Here is a 16,587-nt window from a genome sequence, read left to right on the forward strand (position 1 = left end):
CAGAGAAGAAACGGACAGGCACAATGGCTACCGAAATCCGCGTTCCCACTCTCGGCGAATCCGTCACCGAGGCGACCATCGGCAAGTGGTTCAAGAAGGTCGGCGATGCCATTGCCGTCGACGAGCCGCTGGTCGAGCTCGAAACCGACAAGGTGACGGTGGAAGTGCCTGCCGCCGCCGCCGGCACGCTGGGCGAGATCACCGCCAAGGAAGGCGAGACCGTCGGCGTCGGTGCGCTGCTCGGTTCGATCTCGGCTGGAGGCGCTGCCGCCGCCCCGGCGTCCAAGCAGGAGACCAAGCCGCAAGCTGTGTCGCAGGCGTCGAGCCCCGACGCGGCACATACGACCAAGCAGGCTGCGGCCGAGACCGCCAAGATTGCCGGCGATGCCGGGCCGGTCGAGCCGCGCGCCATGCCGCCGGCGCCAGCTGCCGCAAAGCTGATCGCCGAGAACAATCTGTCGGTCGACCAGGTTTCTGGCTCGGGAAAGCGCGGCCAGGTGCTGAAGGGCGATGTGCTCGACGCGATTTCCAAGGGCGCGCCGTCGCAGCCGGCCGAAATTCCGAAGGCCGCACCGGCTCCGGTCGCCGTGCGTGCGCCGTCCTCGGGCGACGATGCGTCGCGCGAGGAGCGCGTGCGCATGACCAAGCTGCGCCAGACCATTGCGCGCCGGCTGAAGGAAGCGCAGTCGACCGCCGCCATGCTGACCACCTTCAACGAGGTCGACATGTCGGCGGTGATGGCGCTCAGGACCAAGTACAAGGACATCTTCGAGAAGAAGCACGGCGTGAAGCTCGGCTTCATGGGCTTCTTCACCAAGGCCGTCACCCACGCCTTGAAGGAGATCCCCTCGGTCAATGCCGAGATCGACGGCACCGACATCATCTTCAAGAACTATGCCCATATCGGCGTCGCCGTCGGCACCGAAAAGGGCCTCGTCGTGCCGGTGGTGCGCGACGCCGATCAGATGTCGATTGCCGAAATAGAGAAGGATATCGGCCGGCTGGGCATCGCCGCGCGTGACGGCAAGCTCTCGGTCGCCGATATGCAAGGCGGCACGTTCACGATCTCCAACGGCGGCGTTTACGGCTCGCTGATGTCGACGCCGATCCTCAACGCGCCGCAGTCGGGCATTCTGGGCATGCACAAGATCCAGGACCGGCCCGTCGTGGTCGGCGGCCAGATCGTGATCCGGCCTATGATGTACCTGGCGCTGAGCTACGACCACCGCATCGTCGACGGCAAGGAAGCGGTGACCTTCCTGGTCCGCGTCAAGGACAGCCTGGAAGATCCGGAACGGCTGGTGCTCGATCTGTGATCGGAGCTGATCCGTCATGAGCGGCTGGCTGGCGCGGTTTGGGTTCAAGCTGGGTCGAGTAGCGGGTAGCGTATTGAGGCGTTCCCGGCCGGCGGCTTCCGCCGCCATCTCTCCGCCGGCGACATCGACTGAATGGGATTCGGCGCCAGCGAGCAGCAATCTCGGTGTCTTCGCTCTCAGCGAAGCCGAAATGGCGGAGCGGAAGATCATCGTCACCGCGATCGGTGAGCTTGAGCTACCGACCGGCGAAATCATCGCTTGCGATCCACTGATTACCGGGCTGGAACGGCCTGTGTTTAGCCGTAAGGTCAGGCCGGGATGCTATCCAGTCACGTTGCTTGAGGCGCAAGGCCGTGTTGCTGCAGCGGTATTGCGGTTTGGCACTGGCTTGCCGGTGCGGTGGGAGTTGGCTGCCTTCGTCCGCGACGTCGGCACATCGTCCTGGAAGTCTGGATTTATTGTCGATGATAATGTTGCTTCGTTCATGGACAAGTCGGTTCTGACGCTGATGTCCGACCAGGAGGAACTCGACAGCTATCTTGCTGACGTTGCATGCTCGTTCGACAAGTTCCGCATGGATAATCCGGTTGATGGAAATCCGCTTAATATAGCCATGTTCGACACTGGCTTCGGTGATGGGAACTATTATTCCTTCTGGGGACTGGATGCGGCCGGCGAGCCGCTGGTCTTGATGACCGATTTCGAGGTGCTCGAAAACGCCGACGGCCGCGAGAGCAGCCAGAGCAATTCATGACAAACATCGCTTCGCCAATGATCGGATTTATGGCCGGGCTGGCTGTTCTCGCAGCGGGTTACGAGGCGCATGCCGCCTGCCCGCTGGCGCTTGCTGTCTATGGCGATGCCGAAAGCGAGGCCGGCATTGATTTCCGGCCGACGACGGATGCGGTCACCGTCACCAACTCGTTCAAGATGGTGCTCGACAAGGGCATCGTTCTCGACGGCATTGTGATGTGGACCTCCGGTGTTTCGCGACCGCATGGCTCGCTGATGTACAAATGCCCGACCGGCGACGTCACCGGTGACGAGCTTGCCGCCTGCACGGTCTGGCAGGGCGTGGTCTACAGCGCCGACGACAAGGGCAACATTGCGCTGCTGGCGGCCGAAGGCACGGACGCGCCGCAGAGCCTGATCTTCCCCGATCTTGGTCCATCGTTGCAGATGTCGTCTGCCTTTGGCTCCAATGGTTTTTCGAAACTGCCGTGGGATGTGTTTTTGCTGAAAGGTTGCCAGGAATGAGCGCGGCGAAGAAAGTTCTTCTGGTCACCGGCGGCAGCCGCGGCATTGGTGCGGCCACTTGCCGGCTTGCGGCGAAGGCCGGCTACCGCGTCGCGGTCAACTATGCCGCAAACGAGGCCGCGGCCCAGGCGCTGGTCGCCGAGATCGAGGCCGGTGGCGGTGAAGCGATAGCGGTCAAGGGCGATGTCGGCGTCGAGGCTGACATCGTCGCCGTGTTCGAAGCCGTCGATAGCGCCTATGGCCGGCTCGACGCCCTGGTCAACAATGCCGGAATCGTCGACGTCAAGGCGCGTGTCGACGAGATGAGCCTGGCGCGGCTGGAGCGCATGATGCGCATCAATGTCATCGGCTCGTTTCTGTGCGCCCGCGAAGCGGTGCGGCGCATATCGAGCAAGCATGGCGGCCAGGGCGGCGCCATCGTCAACATCTCGTCGGCTGCGTCGCTACACGGCTCGCCAGGCGAATATGTCGACTATGCCGCGTCCAAGGCGGCGATCGACACCTTCACGCTCGGACTGGCGCGCGAAGTCGCGACCGAAGGCGTGCGGGTCAATGCGATACGGCCAGGCATCATCGACACCGAGATCCACGCTTCGGGCGGCCAGCCGGACCGGGTCGAGCGGTTCCGCGACATGCTGCCGATGAAACGAGCCGGCACGGCGGATGAAGTCGCGCATGCCGTTCTCTATCTTTTGTCGGATGAAGCGTCCTACACGACGGGCGCAATCCTGAATGTAAGCGGCGGCCGCTGAGCCCCAAGCTAAGGGAAACGAACATGGCTTATGATGTCGTTATCATCGGGTCGGGACCGGGCGGCTATGTCTGTGCCATCAAGGCGGCACAACTCGGGCTCAAGGTCGCGGTGGTCGAGAAGAACGCCACTTTCGGCGGCACCTGCCTGAACATCGGCTGCATCCCATCCAAGGCGCTGCTTTATGCCTCGGAGATGTTCGCCGAGGCCGGCCATTCCTTCGATGCGCTGGGTGTCGAGATACCGGCGCCGAAACTCAATCTGAAGAAGATGATGGCGCACAAGGACGCGACCGTTTCGGCCAACGTCAATGGCGTCGCCTTCCTGTTCAAGAAGAACAAGATCGACTCGTTTCGCGGCACCGGGAAGGTGGTCGCGGCCGGCAAGGTGTCGGTGTCGGCTGAGGATGGCAAGGTCGAGGAGATCGAGACGAAAAACATCGTTATCGCCACGGGCTCCGATGTCGCCGGCATTCCCGGCGTCAAGGTCGACATCGACGAGAAGGTGATCCTGTCGTCGACCGGAGCGCTGTCGCTGGAGAAGGTGCCTGGCCATCTGGTGGTGGTCGGCGGCGGCGTCATCGGGCTGGAGCTTGGCTCGGTATGGGCGCGGCTCGGCGCCAAGGTCACCGTGGTTGAATTCCTCGACACCATCCTGGGCGGCATGGACGGCGAGGTTTCCAAGCAGTTCCAACGCCTGCTTCCGAAGCAGGGTTTCGAGTTCAAGCTCGGCGCCAAGGTGACCGGCGTTGCCAAGGCCAAGAAGGGCGCGACCGTCACCTTCGAACCGGTCAAGGGCGGGGCGGCCGAGACCATCGAGGCCGACGCGGTGCTGATCTCGACCGGACGCCGCGCATATTCGGATAGCCTTGGACTGAAGGAAGCCGGCGTCGAGGTCGACGAGCGCGGCCGGGTCAAGATAGACAGCCATCTCAGGACAAACGTCGCCGGCATCTACGCCATCGGCGATGTCATCGCCGGACCGATGCTGGCGCACAAGGCCGAGGATGAAGGCGTGGCGGTGGCCGAGACCATTGCCGGCCAGGCCGGCCATGTGAATTACGACGTCATTCCGAGCGTCGTCTACACCAGCCCGGAAATCGCTTCGGTCGGCAAGACAGAGGAAGAGCTGAGGAAGGCCGGCATCGACTACAAAAGCGGCAAATTCCCGTTCACCGCCAACGGCCGCGCGCGCGCCATGCTGCACACGGACGGCTTCGTGAAGATCCTCGCCGACAAAGCCAGCGACCGCGTGCTCGGCGTCCACATTGTCGGCTTCGGCGCCGGCGAGATGATTCATGAGGCGGCGGTGCTGATGGAATTCGGCGGCTCATCCGAAGACCTCGCCCGCACCTGCCACGCGCATCCGACAATGTCGGAAGCGGTCAAGGAAGCGGCGCTGGCGACGTTCTTCAAGCCGATCCATATTTGATTCCGGCAGGAAGTTGCGACACGCCGACTGGACAGCACCACCCTCTGGCCGGCACCCACGCTCCGCCAACCTTCGAGATTATGCGTTCCCATTGGGCGCTGTTCGTGAACTGCCGATCTCCCCTCTCGAGGGGGAGATGTCCGGCAGGACAGAGGGGGCGGTGAAGAATCGCGACGCTCGCCGATAGGTGCCCCAAACAAAACGGCCCGCTTTTCAGCGGGCCGTTCTTGGCTGGAATCAAGATGCCAGATCAGTTGGCCAGATTACGGGCTCGGCGCCGGAGCGGGCGCGGGTGCCGGGGCTGGCGCAGGAGCCGGTGCGGGAGCAGGGGCTGGTGCGGGAGCCGGTTCGGCGGGCTTCATCGGCTCAGCCGGTGCAGGTGCGGGCGCCGGTGTGCTGGCTGCCGGCGGCTCTGCGGGTGCAGGATGTTCGCCGCTTCTGCCGAAAACATAGTACGCGACAATCGCAAGGATGACGACGACCAGCGCAATCAGCCAGCCGCTGCCACCACCCGACCTGGGCGCTGGATCGTTAGGGTTCGCCATAAAAGTGTCCTCCGTGGATGAAAAGCATCAATCAACACCCCTCAACGCGCAACCGTTGAACGGGTTCATACTAGGCCTTCAAATTGACGAACGCAGGAAAATTCTGATTCGCAAGCGCTTGTTGGCCTGTATTTCCCCCGCAAAATCAATCACGAACGAGGTAGAACGAGCTTAGCTGGCCTTTTCCGCCAAAAATAGGGCCAACCGCCTCCGCTTTGCGAATCAGTTGCGCACCGCACAGAGCCGGGCTTACGTGATTCGGTATTCAAGACGGGCGCTGCTCAGTCGACGGCGGTGACGGTATAGCCGGCCTTGCGAAAATCCTCGACCAGGCCTTCGGGGCCGGGAAGATGCATGGCGCCGACGGCCATGAAGGCATTGCCCTTGGCCAGGATCGGTGCGGCTTGGTCGGCCATGACCTTGTTGCGGCCGGTGATCATCGTCCGGTCGAATTCGGCGTAACCTGCGTCGTCGTCTTCGTCGGGCGAGATCGAACGCAACAGCGGCCAGAAGGTGCCGGTGTCGCCGCGCTGGTAAAGCACGATCATGGTTTCGTTGATGTCGTTGATCTTGTCGCCGAGCTTCAGGGTTTCGACCAGCCCCTTGATGTGGAACGCAAGCGGCAGCGAGGCCATGGCGTGCAGCTGGCTGGCGGCGGTCTCCAACCCTTCCACCGGCTTGCCCAAGGCCTTGGCGTCCTGCGCCAGCTTGACGTCCAGAACCGGTGCGCCGCCTGCCTGACGGGCGACCTCACAGACCGGCAGCGCGACCATGGCCGACAGCAGCCACGGCTTCATCTTGGAGACGCTCGCCGGCGGAATGCCGCGCGCATCGAGCCCTTTGTTCACCACCGCCGCATCCTCCGGCGACAACAGCGACGACAACGTCGTGTTGTCGGTGAACATCATCAGCTCGGGTTCCTTGAGCATGGCCTCCATCATCTTCTGCTTGTCGAGCACGTCGGTGGTCTCGATGATGATGGTGCCCGCAGCGTCATAGGCTTTCCTGGCTGCCGGCGGCAGAGTGGTCACGCGCGGGTCGGTCATGTGCATGGTGCCGAACAGGAAGGACGGCTTTTCGCCTGATTTCTCCAACTTCCACAACAGGCCCTTGCCGTTCAGCGTCGCTGCTGCTTCCGTCTCGATCCTGGCATAGGCGGCGGGGTCTTCCTTCTGCAGGGCCGATAGCAGATCGGCGCCGGCGCAGGCCGGGGCTTCGGCATGCGCCTTGCCCATGGCAAGCAGCAGCGCGACGAGAAAAGACAGGAAAAACAGGGCGTTGAGCGCGACGAGCAGCTTCAGCGACACAAGGGCCGCGCGGTCGGCGATGGCAAGGGCGCTTTTCATGGTGCGGTTCTAGGACTGAAAAGCGGCGAAACGGTTAACCGGCGTGGGGAAATTGTCCTGGACTTATACAGTGTCACGCGCGGGGATGGGCAGATTCGTAGATCTCGAGCAGCCTTGCCGTGTCGACGCCGGTATAGACCTGCGTCGTCGACAGACTGGCGTGGCCGAGCAGTTCCTGGATGGTGCGCAGGTCGCCGCCGCGCCCGAGCAGATGGGTGGCGAAGGAATGGCGCAACGCGTGCGGCGTCGCGGTGTCGGGCAGGTTCAGCGCCGAGCGCAGCCTGGCCATGTCGCGCTGGACGATGGCCGGGTTGAGCGGCCCGCCGCGGGCGCCGCGAAACAGCAGGCCCTTGGGATCGAGATGGTAGGGACACAGTTTTCGGTATTCGGCGATTGCCCTGAGCGCCACCGGCAGCACCGGCACCAGCCGTGTCTTGCCACCCTTGCCGGTGACGCGCAGCACGGTGTCGGCTTCCGATGCCAGGTCGGCGGCGCTGAGGCCCAGCGCTTCGGAAATGCGCAGGCCCGATCCATAAAGCAGCGTCAGCACGGCGGCGTTGCGGGCGGCGATCCAGGGCTCTTCAGCCAGCTGGCCTTCCACCGACACGACATGTTTGGCATCGCTGGCGGTCAGCGGCTTGGGCAGCGATTTCGGCTGGCGCGGCGCGCGCAACGCAGCGGCACCGGCGGCATTGGCGAGACCGCGCCGTTCGAGGAAGCGCAGCAGCGAGCGGATGCCGGCGAGGCCGCGTCCGAGCGTGCGGGCGCCGGCGCCGGCGTTGCGCCGCGCGGCAAGAAAGCCGCGCAGATCGGCCGGGCGCAGAGTGGCGATGTCGGAAAGACCAGGCGAGCCGCCGCAATGCCCTGTGAGGAAATGCAGGAACTGGCGCGTGTCGCGCTCATAGGCTTCGACGGTCGCCGGCGACAGCCGGCGCTCGCGCGCCAGCATCTTCAGCCAGCTTTCGCGCGCTGCCTGGAGGTCGGGTTTTGCCGGGATGAGAAATTCCTGCATGCCGCCATTGTCAGGCAGCCGGGTTAGGAAGCGGTGAAGAACCTGTCATTGAAATGACGCCGGTAGGGCGTTAGAGCAGGGCAAAGGATATCAGCCATGTCGAAGCCCCAGAACCCCGTGCAAATGGCCGTGATCGGCGCCGCCCACGGCATCAAGGGCGAATTGCGGGTGAAGACTTTCACTGGCGAGCCGATGGCGCTGGCCGATTATGGGCCGCTCTATGCCAAGGACGGCCGCGTTTTCCAGATCACCGACATAAGGCCCGCCAACACCGTCGTGGTGGTGCGCTTCAAGGGCATTGCCGATCGCAATGCCGCCGAGGCGCTGGCCGGAACCGAGCTGTTCGTCGACCGCTCGATGCTGCCCGACGATGGCGAGGAGGACGAATTCTACCACGCCGATCTCGTCGGACTTGAAGTCCGCGACGATAAGGGCGCGGTCATAGGCAAGGTGGTGGCGATGCATAATTTCGGCGGCGGCGACATTCTCGACGTTACCCTCGGCGGGCGCAAAGGCGTGCTGATCCCGTTCACCCAGGCCGCCGTGCCTCAGGTTTCGATCGCCGAAGGTTTTCTCCGCGTCGACCCGGCAGCCGCCGGCCTTGTCGAGGATGAGGATGGCGACGCGCCGCGCGAAGAAGATTTCGACGCGAAGGGCCGACCGCGCGGGCCGCGCGAAGCCGGAGGCAACCGGTGACGTTCAAGGCGTCGGTGCTGACGCTCTATCCCGAGATGTTTCCGGGCGGGCTAGGCCTGTCGCTGGCCGGACGGGCGCTCGCAGTCGGGACATGGTCGCTGGAAGCTATCCAGATCCGCGACTTCGCCAGCGATCGCCATCACACCGTCGACGACACGCCGGCCGGCGGTGGCGCCGGCATGGTGATGCGCGCCGATGTGCTGGCCAAGGCGATCGACCACACGTCGCCGGCGGGCGATCCGCGGCCGCGTTTGCTGATGAGCCCGCGTGGAAAGCCGCTGACGCAGGCGCACGTGCGCGAACTGGCTGGCGGGCCAGGCGCCGTCATCGTTTGCGGCCGGTTCGAGGGCGTCGACCAGCGGCTGATCGAGGCGCGTGGACTGGAAGAGGTCTCCATCGGCGATTTCATCCTGTCGGGCGGCGAGCCGGCGGCGCTCGTACTGCTCGACGCCGTTGTGCGGCTGTTGCCCGGCGTCATGGGCAATGCGGTGTCGGGCGAGGAAGAAAGTTTCGAGAACGGCCTGCTCGAACACCCGCATTACACGCGGCCACAGGAGTTCGAAGGCCGCCCCATCCCCGACGTGCTGGTCTCCGGTAATCACAAGAAGATCGCCGCGTGGCGGCGCGCCGAGTCCGAGAAGCTGACCAGGGAGCGCCGGCCGGATTTGCTCGCCGCTCAGCCCTTGGCAAAATAGTAGACGGCGAGAAACAGGCCGACGGCGATGACGAAGCCGCGTACTGCGTTTTGCGGCACGCGCTTGGCGATCCAGACGCCGGCATAGCCGCCGAGCGCGCCGCCGGGGATCATGACGATTGCCTGAGGCCAGGCAACAACGCCGCCGGAAACGAAGACCAGTATGGCAACGGCGGCGATGACCACGGCCAGCATGTTCTTCAGCGCGTTCAGCCGGTGATAGTCGCCGGATTGCGTCAGGCCGAGCGTCGCCAGCATCATGACGCCCATGCCGGCGCCGAAGAAGCCGCCATAGATGGCGGTAGCGAACTGCGCCAGCGAACCGGCCAGAGAGCCGACCGTGGCTTCATGCCCAGGCTTCGGCGTTGGTTTCAGCCACGGCCCGGCGGCGAACAAGGCGGTTGCGGCCAGCAGCAGCCACGGCACGAGGGCGCGGAACGACGGATTTGAGAGCGCCAGCAGGATGAGCGCACCAGCCAGCGCGCCCAAAGCCGAGATCAGGCAAAGCAGCAGCGCGCCGCGCCAGAAATGCTTGATGTCGGTCCAGTAAGCCAGCGTCGAGGTGATGTAACCGGGAAACTGCGTTACCGAGGACGTGGCGTTGGCGACGATCGGCGGCAGGCCGGCCAGCGTCATGGCGCCGAAGGTTATGAAGGTGCCGCCGCCGGCAACCGCGTTGACGGCGCCTGACAGAAAACCCGCGAGGAAGAGCAGGACTGCGTCGAAAACAGACATTGTGAGGCCGCCGGACAAGTGTGCTGCTCCCGGATTAGGAAGCTTGAAGGGCCGGCGCAACCCTGCACTGGACGATTGCGTGGTGGCATGCGACCAAAAAAGACAGGGCCAAGGCGTGACAAGTCAGTGAAATAGCTGTATGTGCCCGCCCGTACTGGCGAGAAAAATCTCCCGGACCCGTCAACAATGACGGTGTAGTCGCCCCTGCCCAATGTTTCGAAGACAAGATGTCTCGGGGACAAAGGGCATAGCCGAGCGGTCAATGGAACTGCAAGGCGAGTGTCGGACGCTCTGACTGTCGGAAGAACAAGAAGTGGACTATTGAGATGGATATCATCCGTCAGCTCGAGGCCGAACAGGCCGCCAAGATCGAAGCCAAGCGCAAGCTTCCCGAGTTTCAGCCCGGCGACACCGTGCGCGTCCAGGTCCGCGTGACCGAAGGCACCCGCACCCGCGTCCAGGCCTATGAGGGCGTCGTCATCGCCCGCGCCGGCGCCGGCTTCCAGGAAAATTTCACCGTCCGCAAGATCTCCTACGGCGAAGGCGTCGAGCGCGTTTTCCCGGTCTACTCGCCGATGGTCGAAGGCGTCGAGATCGTGCGCCGCGGCAAGGTGCGCCGCGCCAAGCTCTATTATTTGCGCGACCGTCGCGGCAAGTCGGCCCGTATTTCGGAAAACACCGGCGTGCGCGCCCGCAAGCTGAACGATGAGGAGCGCGACGCGCTGAACGCTGAGAAGGCCCGCATCGAGGCCGAGAAGATCGCCGCCGTGCAGGCGCTGGCAGCCGAGAAGGCCGCGCAGGAAGCCGCCGAGAAGAAGGCCGCCGACGAAGCCGCCAAGGCCGCCGACGAGGCTGCAAAGGCCGCGGAAGCGACCCCGGCCGAATAAGATCTCGACCAAGGATTTTGAAAAGGCGGCTTCGGCCGCCTTTTTCGTTTCACCAGACTGTGAACGATTGCCGGCCGAGAGTTGCGCCACGGCTGTTGACTCGAATTATCTTGTACACTAAATGATCGGATACAAACCAAATGGAGAACTGACATGGCACTCTACACCACACAGGCTCGCGTCACCGGCGGCCGCGCCGGCCACGGCGAGACCAGCGACGGCCTGCTGAAGGTCGACCTCGCTTTGCCGAAGGAGCTCGGCGGACAGGGTGGCGCCACCAATCCCGAGCAGCTGTTCGCGGTCGGCTATGCCGCCTGCTTCGAAAGCGCCATCCGCTTCGTCGCGCGCAAGCAGAAGCTGCCGCTGGAGGATGCGGCGGTGAGCGCCACCGTCAGCCTGCTTCCCAATGGTGAAGGCTTCAAACTTGGTGTCGCACTCGCCGCGGAGACCAAAGGCCTTGATCAGGCGGCGGCGGAAGCGCTTGTATCGGCCGCGCATCAGATTTGCCCCTATTCCAATGCGATCAAAGGCAATGTCGAGGTGGCGCTTTCGACCGTGGCGCTTCCGGCAAAGGCAGCATGACGACGAAGACCGAAACCAGGGCCAGCGAAGTCCCGGCGGACACTGCCGGGAGGATCGCCGTTCCGCGCCTCGACCAACAGCTCTGCTTCGCGCTCTATTCGGCGAGCGGGCTGATGACCAAGCTCTATCGGCCGCTGCTTGACCCGCTCGGCCTGACCTATCCGCAATATCTGGCGATGCTGGCGCTGTGGCAGCATGCGCCGAGCACGGTCGGCGAACTCGGCGAGGCGCTGGGGCTGGATTCGGCGACATTGACGCCTCTGCTCAAGCGGATGGAAGCGGCTGGTCTCGTCACCCGCCGTCGCGATCCGGCCGACGAGCGCCGCGTGCTGGTCGAACCGACTGCCAAGGGCCAGGCGCTGCGCGCCCGCATCAAGGACGTATCCGCAGGCCTTGCCTGCGCCATGCCGCTGGAAGTCGAGGAGCTGAAGTCGCTGCACCGGACCTTGACCGGATTTGTCGCCAAGCTGCGTGAGGCGACGTCACCATCCTGATCCGTCATCTGACGGGTTCCCGTGTCCAGGAGGGGCCTGGTTTGCCGGCGGCGCAATCACGGAATAAATTCCGACCACGGGGCGTTCTAAAACCGCGTTGGTTGAAGGCATTGGAATCCGCTTTCACCGGACGCTGAGCACCGGACCGGCTTGCAAGCCGTCTGCGGACGGCTAAAGTCGCGCCTGGATTTTCATGCGAGCCCGGCTGCAAGCGGGCTTCTCATCCTGGAGCGTGTCATGACCAAATCGAAGCTGCTGCTGGCCGCCCTCGCGGCCTGTTTCCTCGCGCCCGTCGCTGCATGGGCGGCCGATGCGCTGCCCGATCTCGGCGGCAAGAAGGTCGTGGTGGTGACGGAAAACGCCTATCCGCCGCTGCAGTTCATCGACGCCAAGACCGGCAAGCAGATCGGCTGGGAATATGACGCGATGGACGAAATCGCCAAGCGGCTGAACTTCAAGGTGGAGTACCAGAACACCTCCTGGGACGCGATGATCCAGGCGGTTTCCGACAACCAGTACAACATCGGCATGACCGGCATCACCATCAAGGACGACCGAAAGGAGAAGGTCGATTTCTCCGACCCCTATATGCGTTCGGAGCAGTTCATGCTGGTGCGCGCCGATGAAAGCCGCTTCACCGACGCCAAGACCTTCGCCGCCTTCAAGGACGGGTTGATCGGCGCGCAGGCCGGAACGACGCCGTTCTACACCGCCGTCTACAGCGTGCTCGACGGCAATGAGCAGAACCCGCGCATCAAGCAGTTCGAGACCTTCGGCGCTTCGGTGCAGGCACTGAAATCCGGCGACGTCGATGTCGTCCTGACCGACGGCACCGCCGGCAAAGGCTATGTCGATGCCTCCGGCGGCAAGCTCAAGCTGATCGGCGGCCCGCTCGGCACCGAGGATTTTGGCTTCATCTTCCCGAAGGGCTCGGACCTGGTGAAGCCGGTCAACGCGGCGATCGCGGCGCTGAAGGCCGACGGCACGATCGAGGCGCTCAACAAGAAGTGGTTTCTCGACTACAAGATGGGGCAGTGATGTCCGACTCCTTACCCTCCCCCTTGTGGGGAGGGTCGATCCGCGAAGCGGAGCGGGGTGGGGGTGCCAGCGCCGGCGCTTTGTCACCACCCCCACCCCGGCTCACCAGCTTTGCGATGCAAAGCTTGTTCGCCGACCCTCCCCACAAGGGGGAGGGTGAAGCGCCCTGATGGCCACGCCCCACGCCTCAACCCCAAAATCCGATTTCCCCTGGTGGCTTGCCGCCGCGATCGCGCTCGCCGTCGTCGCTGCGCTCTCCATTGCCGCCAGCGATCTCTACGCCCAGGTTTTTGCCACCGTCGCCAAAGGCATCGGCATCACCATTCTTGTCACCGTGGTCGCCTTCGCGCTGGCTTCCGCCGTCGGGCTCGGCATTGCGCTGATGGGGTTGTCGGGGTCGCGTTGGCTCAAGCAGATCGCTCGTTTCTATGTCGAGATCATCCGCGGCGTGCCGATCCTGGTGCTGTTGTTCTGGATCGCCTTCGCCGGCGCGCCGGCCTTCGTGGCTGCGTGGAATGCGCTGACCGCGCCGCTGCAAAACGCCGGCTATCTCGGCGAGCTTTTGGTGCGCGACGTGTCGCTGTTGTGGCGTGCGATCATGGCGCTGACCATCGGTTATTCCGCCTTCATCTCCGAGGTCTTCCGCGCCGGCATCCAGTCGGTCGAGAAAGGCCAGATCGAGGCTGCCAAGGCGCTCGGGCTGACGCGCACGCAGCGCTTCCGGCTGATCGTGTTCCCACAGGCGATCCGCACCATCCTGCCGCCGCTCGGCAATGACTTCGTTGCCATGGTCAAGGATTCCTCGCTGGTCTCGGTGCTCGGCGTCGCCGACATCACGCAGATGGGCAAGATCTACGCCGCCGGCTCGTTCCGCTTCTTCGAGACCTATTCGATCGTCGCCTATATCTATCTCATCCTCACCGTCAGCCTGTCGCTGGCGCTGCGGGGGCTGGAGCAACGACTGCGGCGGGCGCAGCAGGAATAGAAGTCCGACGCGGGCACGGCTACGATCGCGGAGGACAGGATTCCGGAGGATGCAGGCGATGACGATCGACAAGGCCAATGCGGCGCTGGGTACCGTCTATTCGGCCGATACGCCGGAAGGGCTGGCCAAGGCCTATGCAGACTGGGCCGCGACCTATGACGGCGAGACCGCTTCGCTCGGCTATCTGCTGCCGTTCCTGATCACCGCCTGGGTGGCGCGCCATGTGAAGGTGGGTGAAGGCCCGCTGCTCGACGCCGGCTGCGGCACCGGCCTGTCAGGCCCGTCATTGAAGGCGCTGGGTTATCACGACATTGCCGGCCTCGACCTCTCCGACGACATGCTGAAGATCGCCGGCAGCCGCAATGCCTATGGCGATCTGAAGCAGGCCATGCTCGGCGGGCCGCTACCCTGGCCGGACGGGCATTTCCGCGCCTTCTTCTCGACTGGCGTGTTCACCATCGGCCATGCGCCGGCGTCCGGCCTGCACGAGCTTGTCCGCATCACCAGGAAAGGCGGCCACGCCATCTTCACCGTGCGCGACCAGGTTTTCGAAAGCGGCGGCTTCCAGGACGTGTTCGACGGGCTGGAACGGGCCGGGAAATGGCAGCCGGTCGAGCAAAGCCCATGGTTCCGCTGCTATGCGATCGCCGAGCCGGATGCGTTGGTAAAGACTTTTGTGTTCGAGGTGCTTTGAGCGCCGCCCTCTTCGCCTTCTCTCACAAGGGGAGAAGCGAAAACACGCCGCAATTGCCGAAAACCGAAAACATTGGTATGAGCCACGCCATGGAAGAGCTTTTTGGCGATCCGGCCTATAAGGGTTTCGTGCTGCAGGACCGAAAACGCCTGCCGTCGCGTTTCTCTTCGCGCATTTCCGGCGCGCTCACCAGCCGACTTAGCTAAGCCGCTTTCGCCGGGCCGAAGGCTTCGGCGCGTCTGCCCTTCCCCTTTTTGCAAATCGACGGATTTACGCACATGAGCGCACCGCGCACCCTCTACGACAAGATTTTCGACGACCATGTCGTCGATCGCCAGGATGATGGCACCTGTCTGCTCTACATCGACCGCCATCTCGTCCATGAAGTGACCAGCCCGCAGGCCTTCGAAGGTCTGCGCATGACCGGCAGAAAAGTCCGGCATCCGGAAAAGACGCTGGCCGTGGTCGATCATAATGTCTCGACCTCGCCGGAGCGCAAATTCGGCATCAAGAACGAGGAAAGCCGCATCCAGGTCGAGGCCTTGGCCAGGAACGCTAGGGATTTCGGCGTCGAATATTATTCCGAGAACGATATCCGCCAGGGCATCGTCCACATCATCGGGCCGGAGCAGGGCTTCACGCTGCCTGGCATGACGATCGTCTGCGGCGACAGCCACACCTCGACGCATGGCGCCTTCGGCGCATTGGCGCATGGCATCGGCACCTCCGAGGTCGAGCATGTGCTGGCGACGCAGACGCTGATCCAACGCAAGGCCAAGAACATGCTGGTGCGCGTCGATGGCCAGTTGCCGGAAGGCGTCACCGCCAAGGACATTATCCTCGCCATCGTCGGCGAGATCGGCACCGCCGGCGGCACCGGCTATGTCATCGAATATGCCGGCGAGGCGATCCGCGCGCTGTCGATGGAAGGCCGCATGACGATCTGCAACATGTCGATCGAGGGCGGCGCGCGCGCCGGCCTGATCGCGGCCGACGAAACCACCTTCGCCTATGTCAAGGGCAAGCCGCGCGCGCCGAAGGGCGCGTCGTGGGACGCCGCGCTCGAATACTGGAAGACGCTGCAGTCCGACGAGGGCGCGCATTTCGACAAGGTGATCGTGCTCGACGCGGCCAAGCTGCCGCCGATCGTCTCCTGGGGTTCCTCGCCCGAGGACGTCGTTTCGGTGCAGGGCGTCGTTCCCAATCCGGAAGAGATCACGGACGAGAACAAGCGGACGTCAAAGATCCGCGCGCTCGACTATATGGGGCTGACGCCGGGCACGAAGATCACCGACATCACGCTCGACCGCGTCTTCATCGGCTCCTGCACCAATGGCCGCATCGAGGATCTGCGTGCGGTGGCCAAGGTGGTCGAAGGCAAGACGGTGAGTGCGCATGTCGATGCGATGATCGTGCCGGGCTCCGGTCTGGTCAAGGAACAGGCGGAGGCCGAGGGTCTCGACAAGATCTTCATTGCCGCCGGTTTCGACTGGCGCGAGCCGGGCTGCTCGATGTGCCTGGCCATGAACGACGACCGGCTGAAGCCGCATGAGCGCTGCGCCTCGACCTCGAACCGCAATTTCGAAGGCCGGCAGGGCTTCAAGGGCCGCACCCATCTGGTATCGCCGGCCATGGCGGCGGCGGCGGCGATCGCCGGCCATTTCGTCGACATCCGCGACTGGAAATAGCGCAGACTGGTTCAAGCCTGATCTGAGCGTATGCAAAACCCCGAACGGCAACACCGTTCGGGGTTTTGTTTAAAGCGCGCCGCTCTAAGACCCTTGGGGTATTATGCCCTAGCCGGCACGCCGGATGATTTCATGAAATTCCTCCCGGCTGCCGGGTTCGTCGGCCGCGACCACCAGCGCCAGTTCGCGCTCGTCGAAGATCTTGAACCACTCGTCCCATTCGACCAGCTCGTAGCCGCCTGCGTTGACCGGGCGTTCAGGCTGATCCTGGTCCTGATAGGCGTGCTGGCCGAAGACGAGCCTCAGCAACGGCTGCGTTCCGGTTTCGGGCGATACATCGACGATCGCCGGAAATCCGGCGCGCCCTGCGGCCCATGAGCGAATTGCTTCGTGATCGGTCAGCGTGATCGTGTCGGCCATGAACAACTTCTCCTTG

The 16,587-nt window shown here is 63.9% G+C and carries 18 protein-coding genes; 14 read left to right on the forward strand and 4 right to left on the reverse strand.

The features are described 5' to 3' along the window. Positions 1-23: 23 nt before the first annotated feature. Genes odhB through lpdA form a run of 5 tightly spaced genes read left to right on the forward strand, consistent with a single transcriptional unit; the run spans position 24 to position 4,755 of the window. Complete coding sequence (gene odhB, locus NLY43_RS19485; RefSeq protein WP_023710224.1) at positions 24-1,316, forward strand: 2-oxoglutarate dehydrogenase complex dihydrolipoyllysine-residue succinyltransferase; 1,293 nt, start codon at positions 24-26, stop codon at positions 1,314-1,316. 16 nt (positions 1,317-1,332) lie between these two features. Next, a complete protein-coding gene (locus NLY43_RS19490; RefSeq protein WP_031195599.1) occupies positions 1,333-2,070 on the forward strand; it encodes a DUF4241 domain-containing protein in 738 nt (245 codons plus the stop codon). After that, positions 2,067-2,573 (forward strand): hypothetical protein, encoded by a 507-nt coding sequence (locus NLY43_RS19495; protein WP_023710222.1) that lies wholly within the window; start codon positions 2,067-2,069, stop codon positions 2,571-2,573. The genes NLY43_RS19490 and NLY43_RS19495 overlap by 4 nt, the downstream gene beginning before the upstream one ends. Beyond that, complete coding sequence (locus NLY43_RS19500) at positions 2,570-3,325, forward strand: SDR family oxidoreductase (RefSeq protein WP_023710221.1); 756 nt, start codon at positions 2,570-2,572, stop codon at positions 3,323-3,325. The genes NLY43_RS19495 and NLY43_RS19500 overlap by 4 nt, the downstream gene beginning before the upstream one ends. 23 nt (positions 3,326-3,348) lie before the next feature. Beyond that, complete coding sequence (gene lpdA / locus NLY43_RS19505) at positions 3,349-4,755, forward strand: dihydrolipoyl dehydrogenase (protein WP_023710220.1); 1,407 nt, start codon at positions 3,349-3,351, stop codon at positions 4,753-4,755. An 826-nt stretch (positions 4,756-5,581) separates the two neighbouring features. Here lpdA and NLY43_RS19510 read toward each other — a convergent pair. After that, positions 5,582-6,646: a TraB/GumN family protein gene (locus tag NLY43_RS19510; RefSeq protein WP_023710219.1), complete on the reverse strand. Its 1,065-nt coding sequence runs from the start codon at positions 6,644-6,646 to the stop codon at positions 5,582-5,584. A gap of 73 nt (positions 6,647-6,719) precedes the next feature. Then, positions 6,720-7,658 (reverse strand): tyrosine recombinase XerC, encoded by a 939-nt coding sequence (locus NLY43_RS19515; RefSeq protein WP_023706731.1) that lies wholly within the window; start codon positions 7,656-7,658, stop codon positions 6,720-6,722. A gap of 96 nt (positions 7,659-7,754) precedes the next feature. Between NLY43_RS19515 and rimM the strand changes: the two genes are divergently transcribed. Together rimM and trmD are read left to right on the forward strand one after the other, a co-directional pair. Then, positions 7,755-8,354: a ribosome maturation factor RimM gene (rimM, locus tag NLY43_RS19520; RefSeq protein WP_023710218.1), complete on the forward strand. Its 600-nt coding sequence runs from the start codon at positions 7,755-7,757 to the stop codon at positions 8,352-8,354. Then, on the forward strand, positions 8,351-9,049 hold the full coding sequence (trmD, locus tag NLY43_RS19525; protein WP_023698365.1) for a tRNA (guanosine(37)-N1)-methyltransferase TrmD: 699 nt from the start codon (positions 8,351-8,353) through the stop codon (positions 9,047-9,049). The genes rimM and trmD overlap by 4 nt, the downstream gene beginning before the upstream one ends. Here the strand turns inward: trmD and NLY43_RS19530 are convergent. Then, complete coding sequence (locus NLY43_RS19530; RefSeq protein ID WP_023683874.1) at positions 9,031-9,783, reverse strand: sulfite exporter TauE/SafE family protein; 753 nt, start codon at positions 9,781-9,783, stop codon at positions 9,031-9,033. The genes trmD and NLY43_RS19530 overlap by 19 nt on opposite strands. A 326-nt stretch (positions 9,784-10,109) precedes the next feature. On the opposite strand from NLY43_RS19530, the gene rplS reads away from it, so the two are divergent. The 7 genes from rplS (at position 10,110) to leuC (ending at position 16,151) form a co-directional block, all read left to right on the forward strand. Then, a complete protein-coding gene (gene rplS / locus NLY43_RS19535) occupies positions 10,110-10,670 on the forward strand; it encodes a 50S ribosomal protein L19 (RefSeq protein ID WP_023670525.1) in 561 nt (186 codons plus the stop codon). 153 nt (positions 10,671-10,823) lie between these two features. Next, positions 10,824-11,252 (forward strand): organic hydroperoxide resistance protein, encoded by a 429-nt coding sequence (locus tag NLY43_RS19540; RefSeq protein ID WP_023710217.1) that lies wholly within the window; start codon positions 10,824-10,826, stop codon positions 11,250-11,252. Beyond that, the gene (locus NLY43_RS19545) at positions 11,249-11,746 is read left to right on the forward strand and encodes a MarR family winged helix-turn-helix transcriptional regulator (protein WP_023683877.1); all 498 of its coding nucleotides are present in this window, start codon (positions 11,249-11,251) and stop codon (positions 11,744-11,746) included. The genes NLY43_RS19540 and NLY43_RS19545 overlap by 4 nt, the downstream gene beginning before the upstream one ends. A 237-nt stretch (positions 11,747-11,983) precedes the next feature. After that, positions 11,984-12,784, forward strand: a complete 801-nt coding sequence (locus NLY43_RS19550) for a transporter substrate-binding domain-containing protein (protein ID WP_023687705.1) — start codon at positions 11,984-11,986, stop codon at positions 12,782-12,784. 169 nt (positions 12,785-12,953) lie between these two features. Beyond that, positions 12,954-13,769, forward strand: coding sequence for an amino acid ABC transporter permease (locus NLY43_RS19555; RefSeq protein ID WP_023710216.1), 816 nt, complete (start codon positions 12,954-12,956; stop codon positions 13,767-13,769). Between the two features lie 58 nt (positions 13,770-13,827). Beyond that, positions 13,828-14,463 carry a class I SAM-dependent DNA methyltransferase gene (locus tag NLY43_RS19560; protein WP_023710215.1) on the forward strand — a complete coding sequence of 212 codons (636 nt, stop codon included), beginning with the start codon at positions 13,828-13,830 and terminating at the stop codon, positions 14,461-14,463. Between the two features lie 278 nt (positions 14,464-14,741). After that, on the forward strand, positions 14,742-16,151 hold the full coding sequence (gene leuC / locus NLY43_RS19565; RefSeq protein WP_023710214.1) for a 3-isopropylmalate dehydratase large subunit: 1,410 nt from the start codon (positions 14,742-14,744) through the stop codon (positions 16,149-16,151). Positions 16,152-16,259: 108 nt separating this feature from the next. Here the strand turns inward: leuC and NLY43_RS19570 are convergent, their stop codons facing one another. Next, the gene (locus NLY43_RS19570) at positions 16,260-16,571 is read right to left on the reverse strand and encodes a hypothetical protein (RefSeq protein WP_023670517.1); all 312 of its coding nucleotides are present in this window, start codon (positions 16,569-16,571) and stop codon (positions 16,260-16,262) included. Positions 16,572-16,587 lie beyond the last annotated feature (16 nt).

The sequence above is a fragment of the Mesorhizobium sp. C416B genome, assembly GCF_030323165.1.
Lineage (GTDB): Bacteria > Pseudomonadota > Alphaproteobacteria > Rhizobiales > Rhizobiaceae > Mesorhizobium.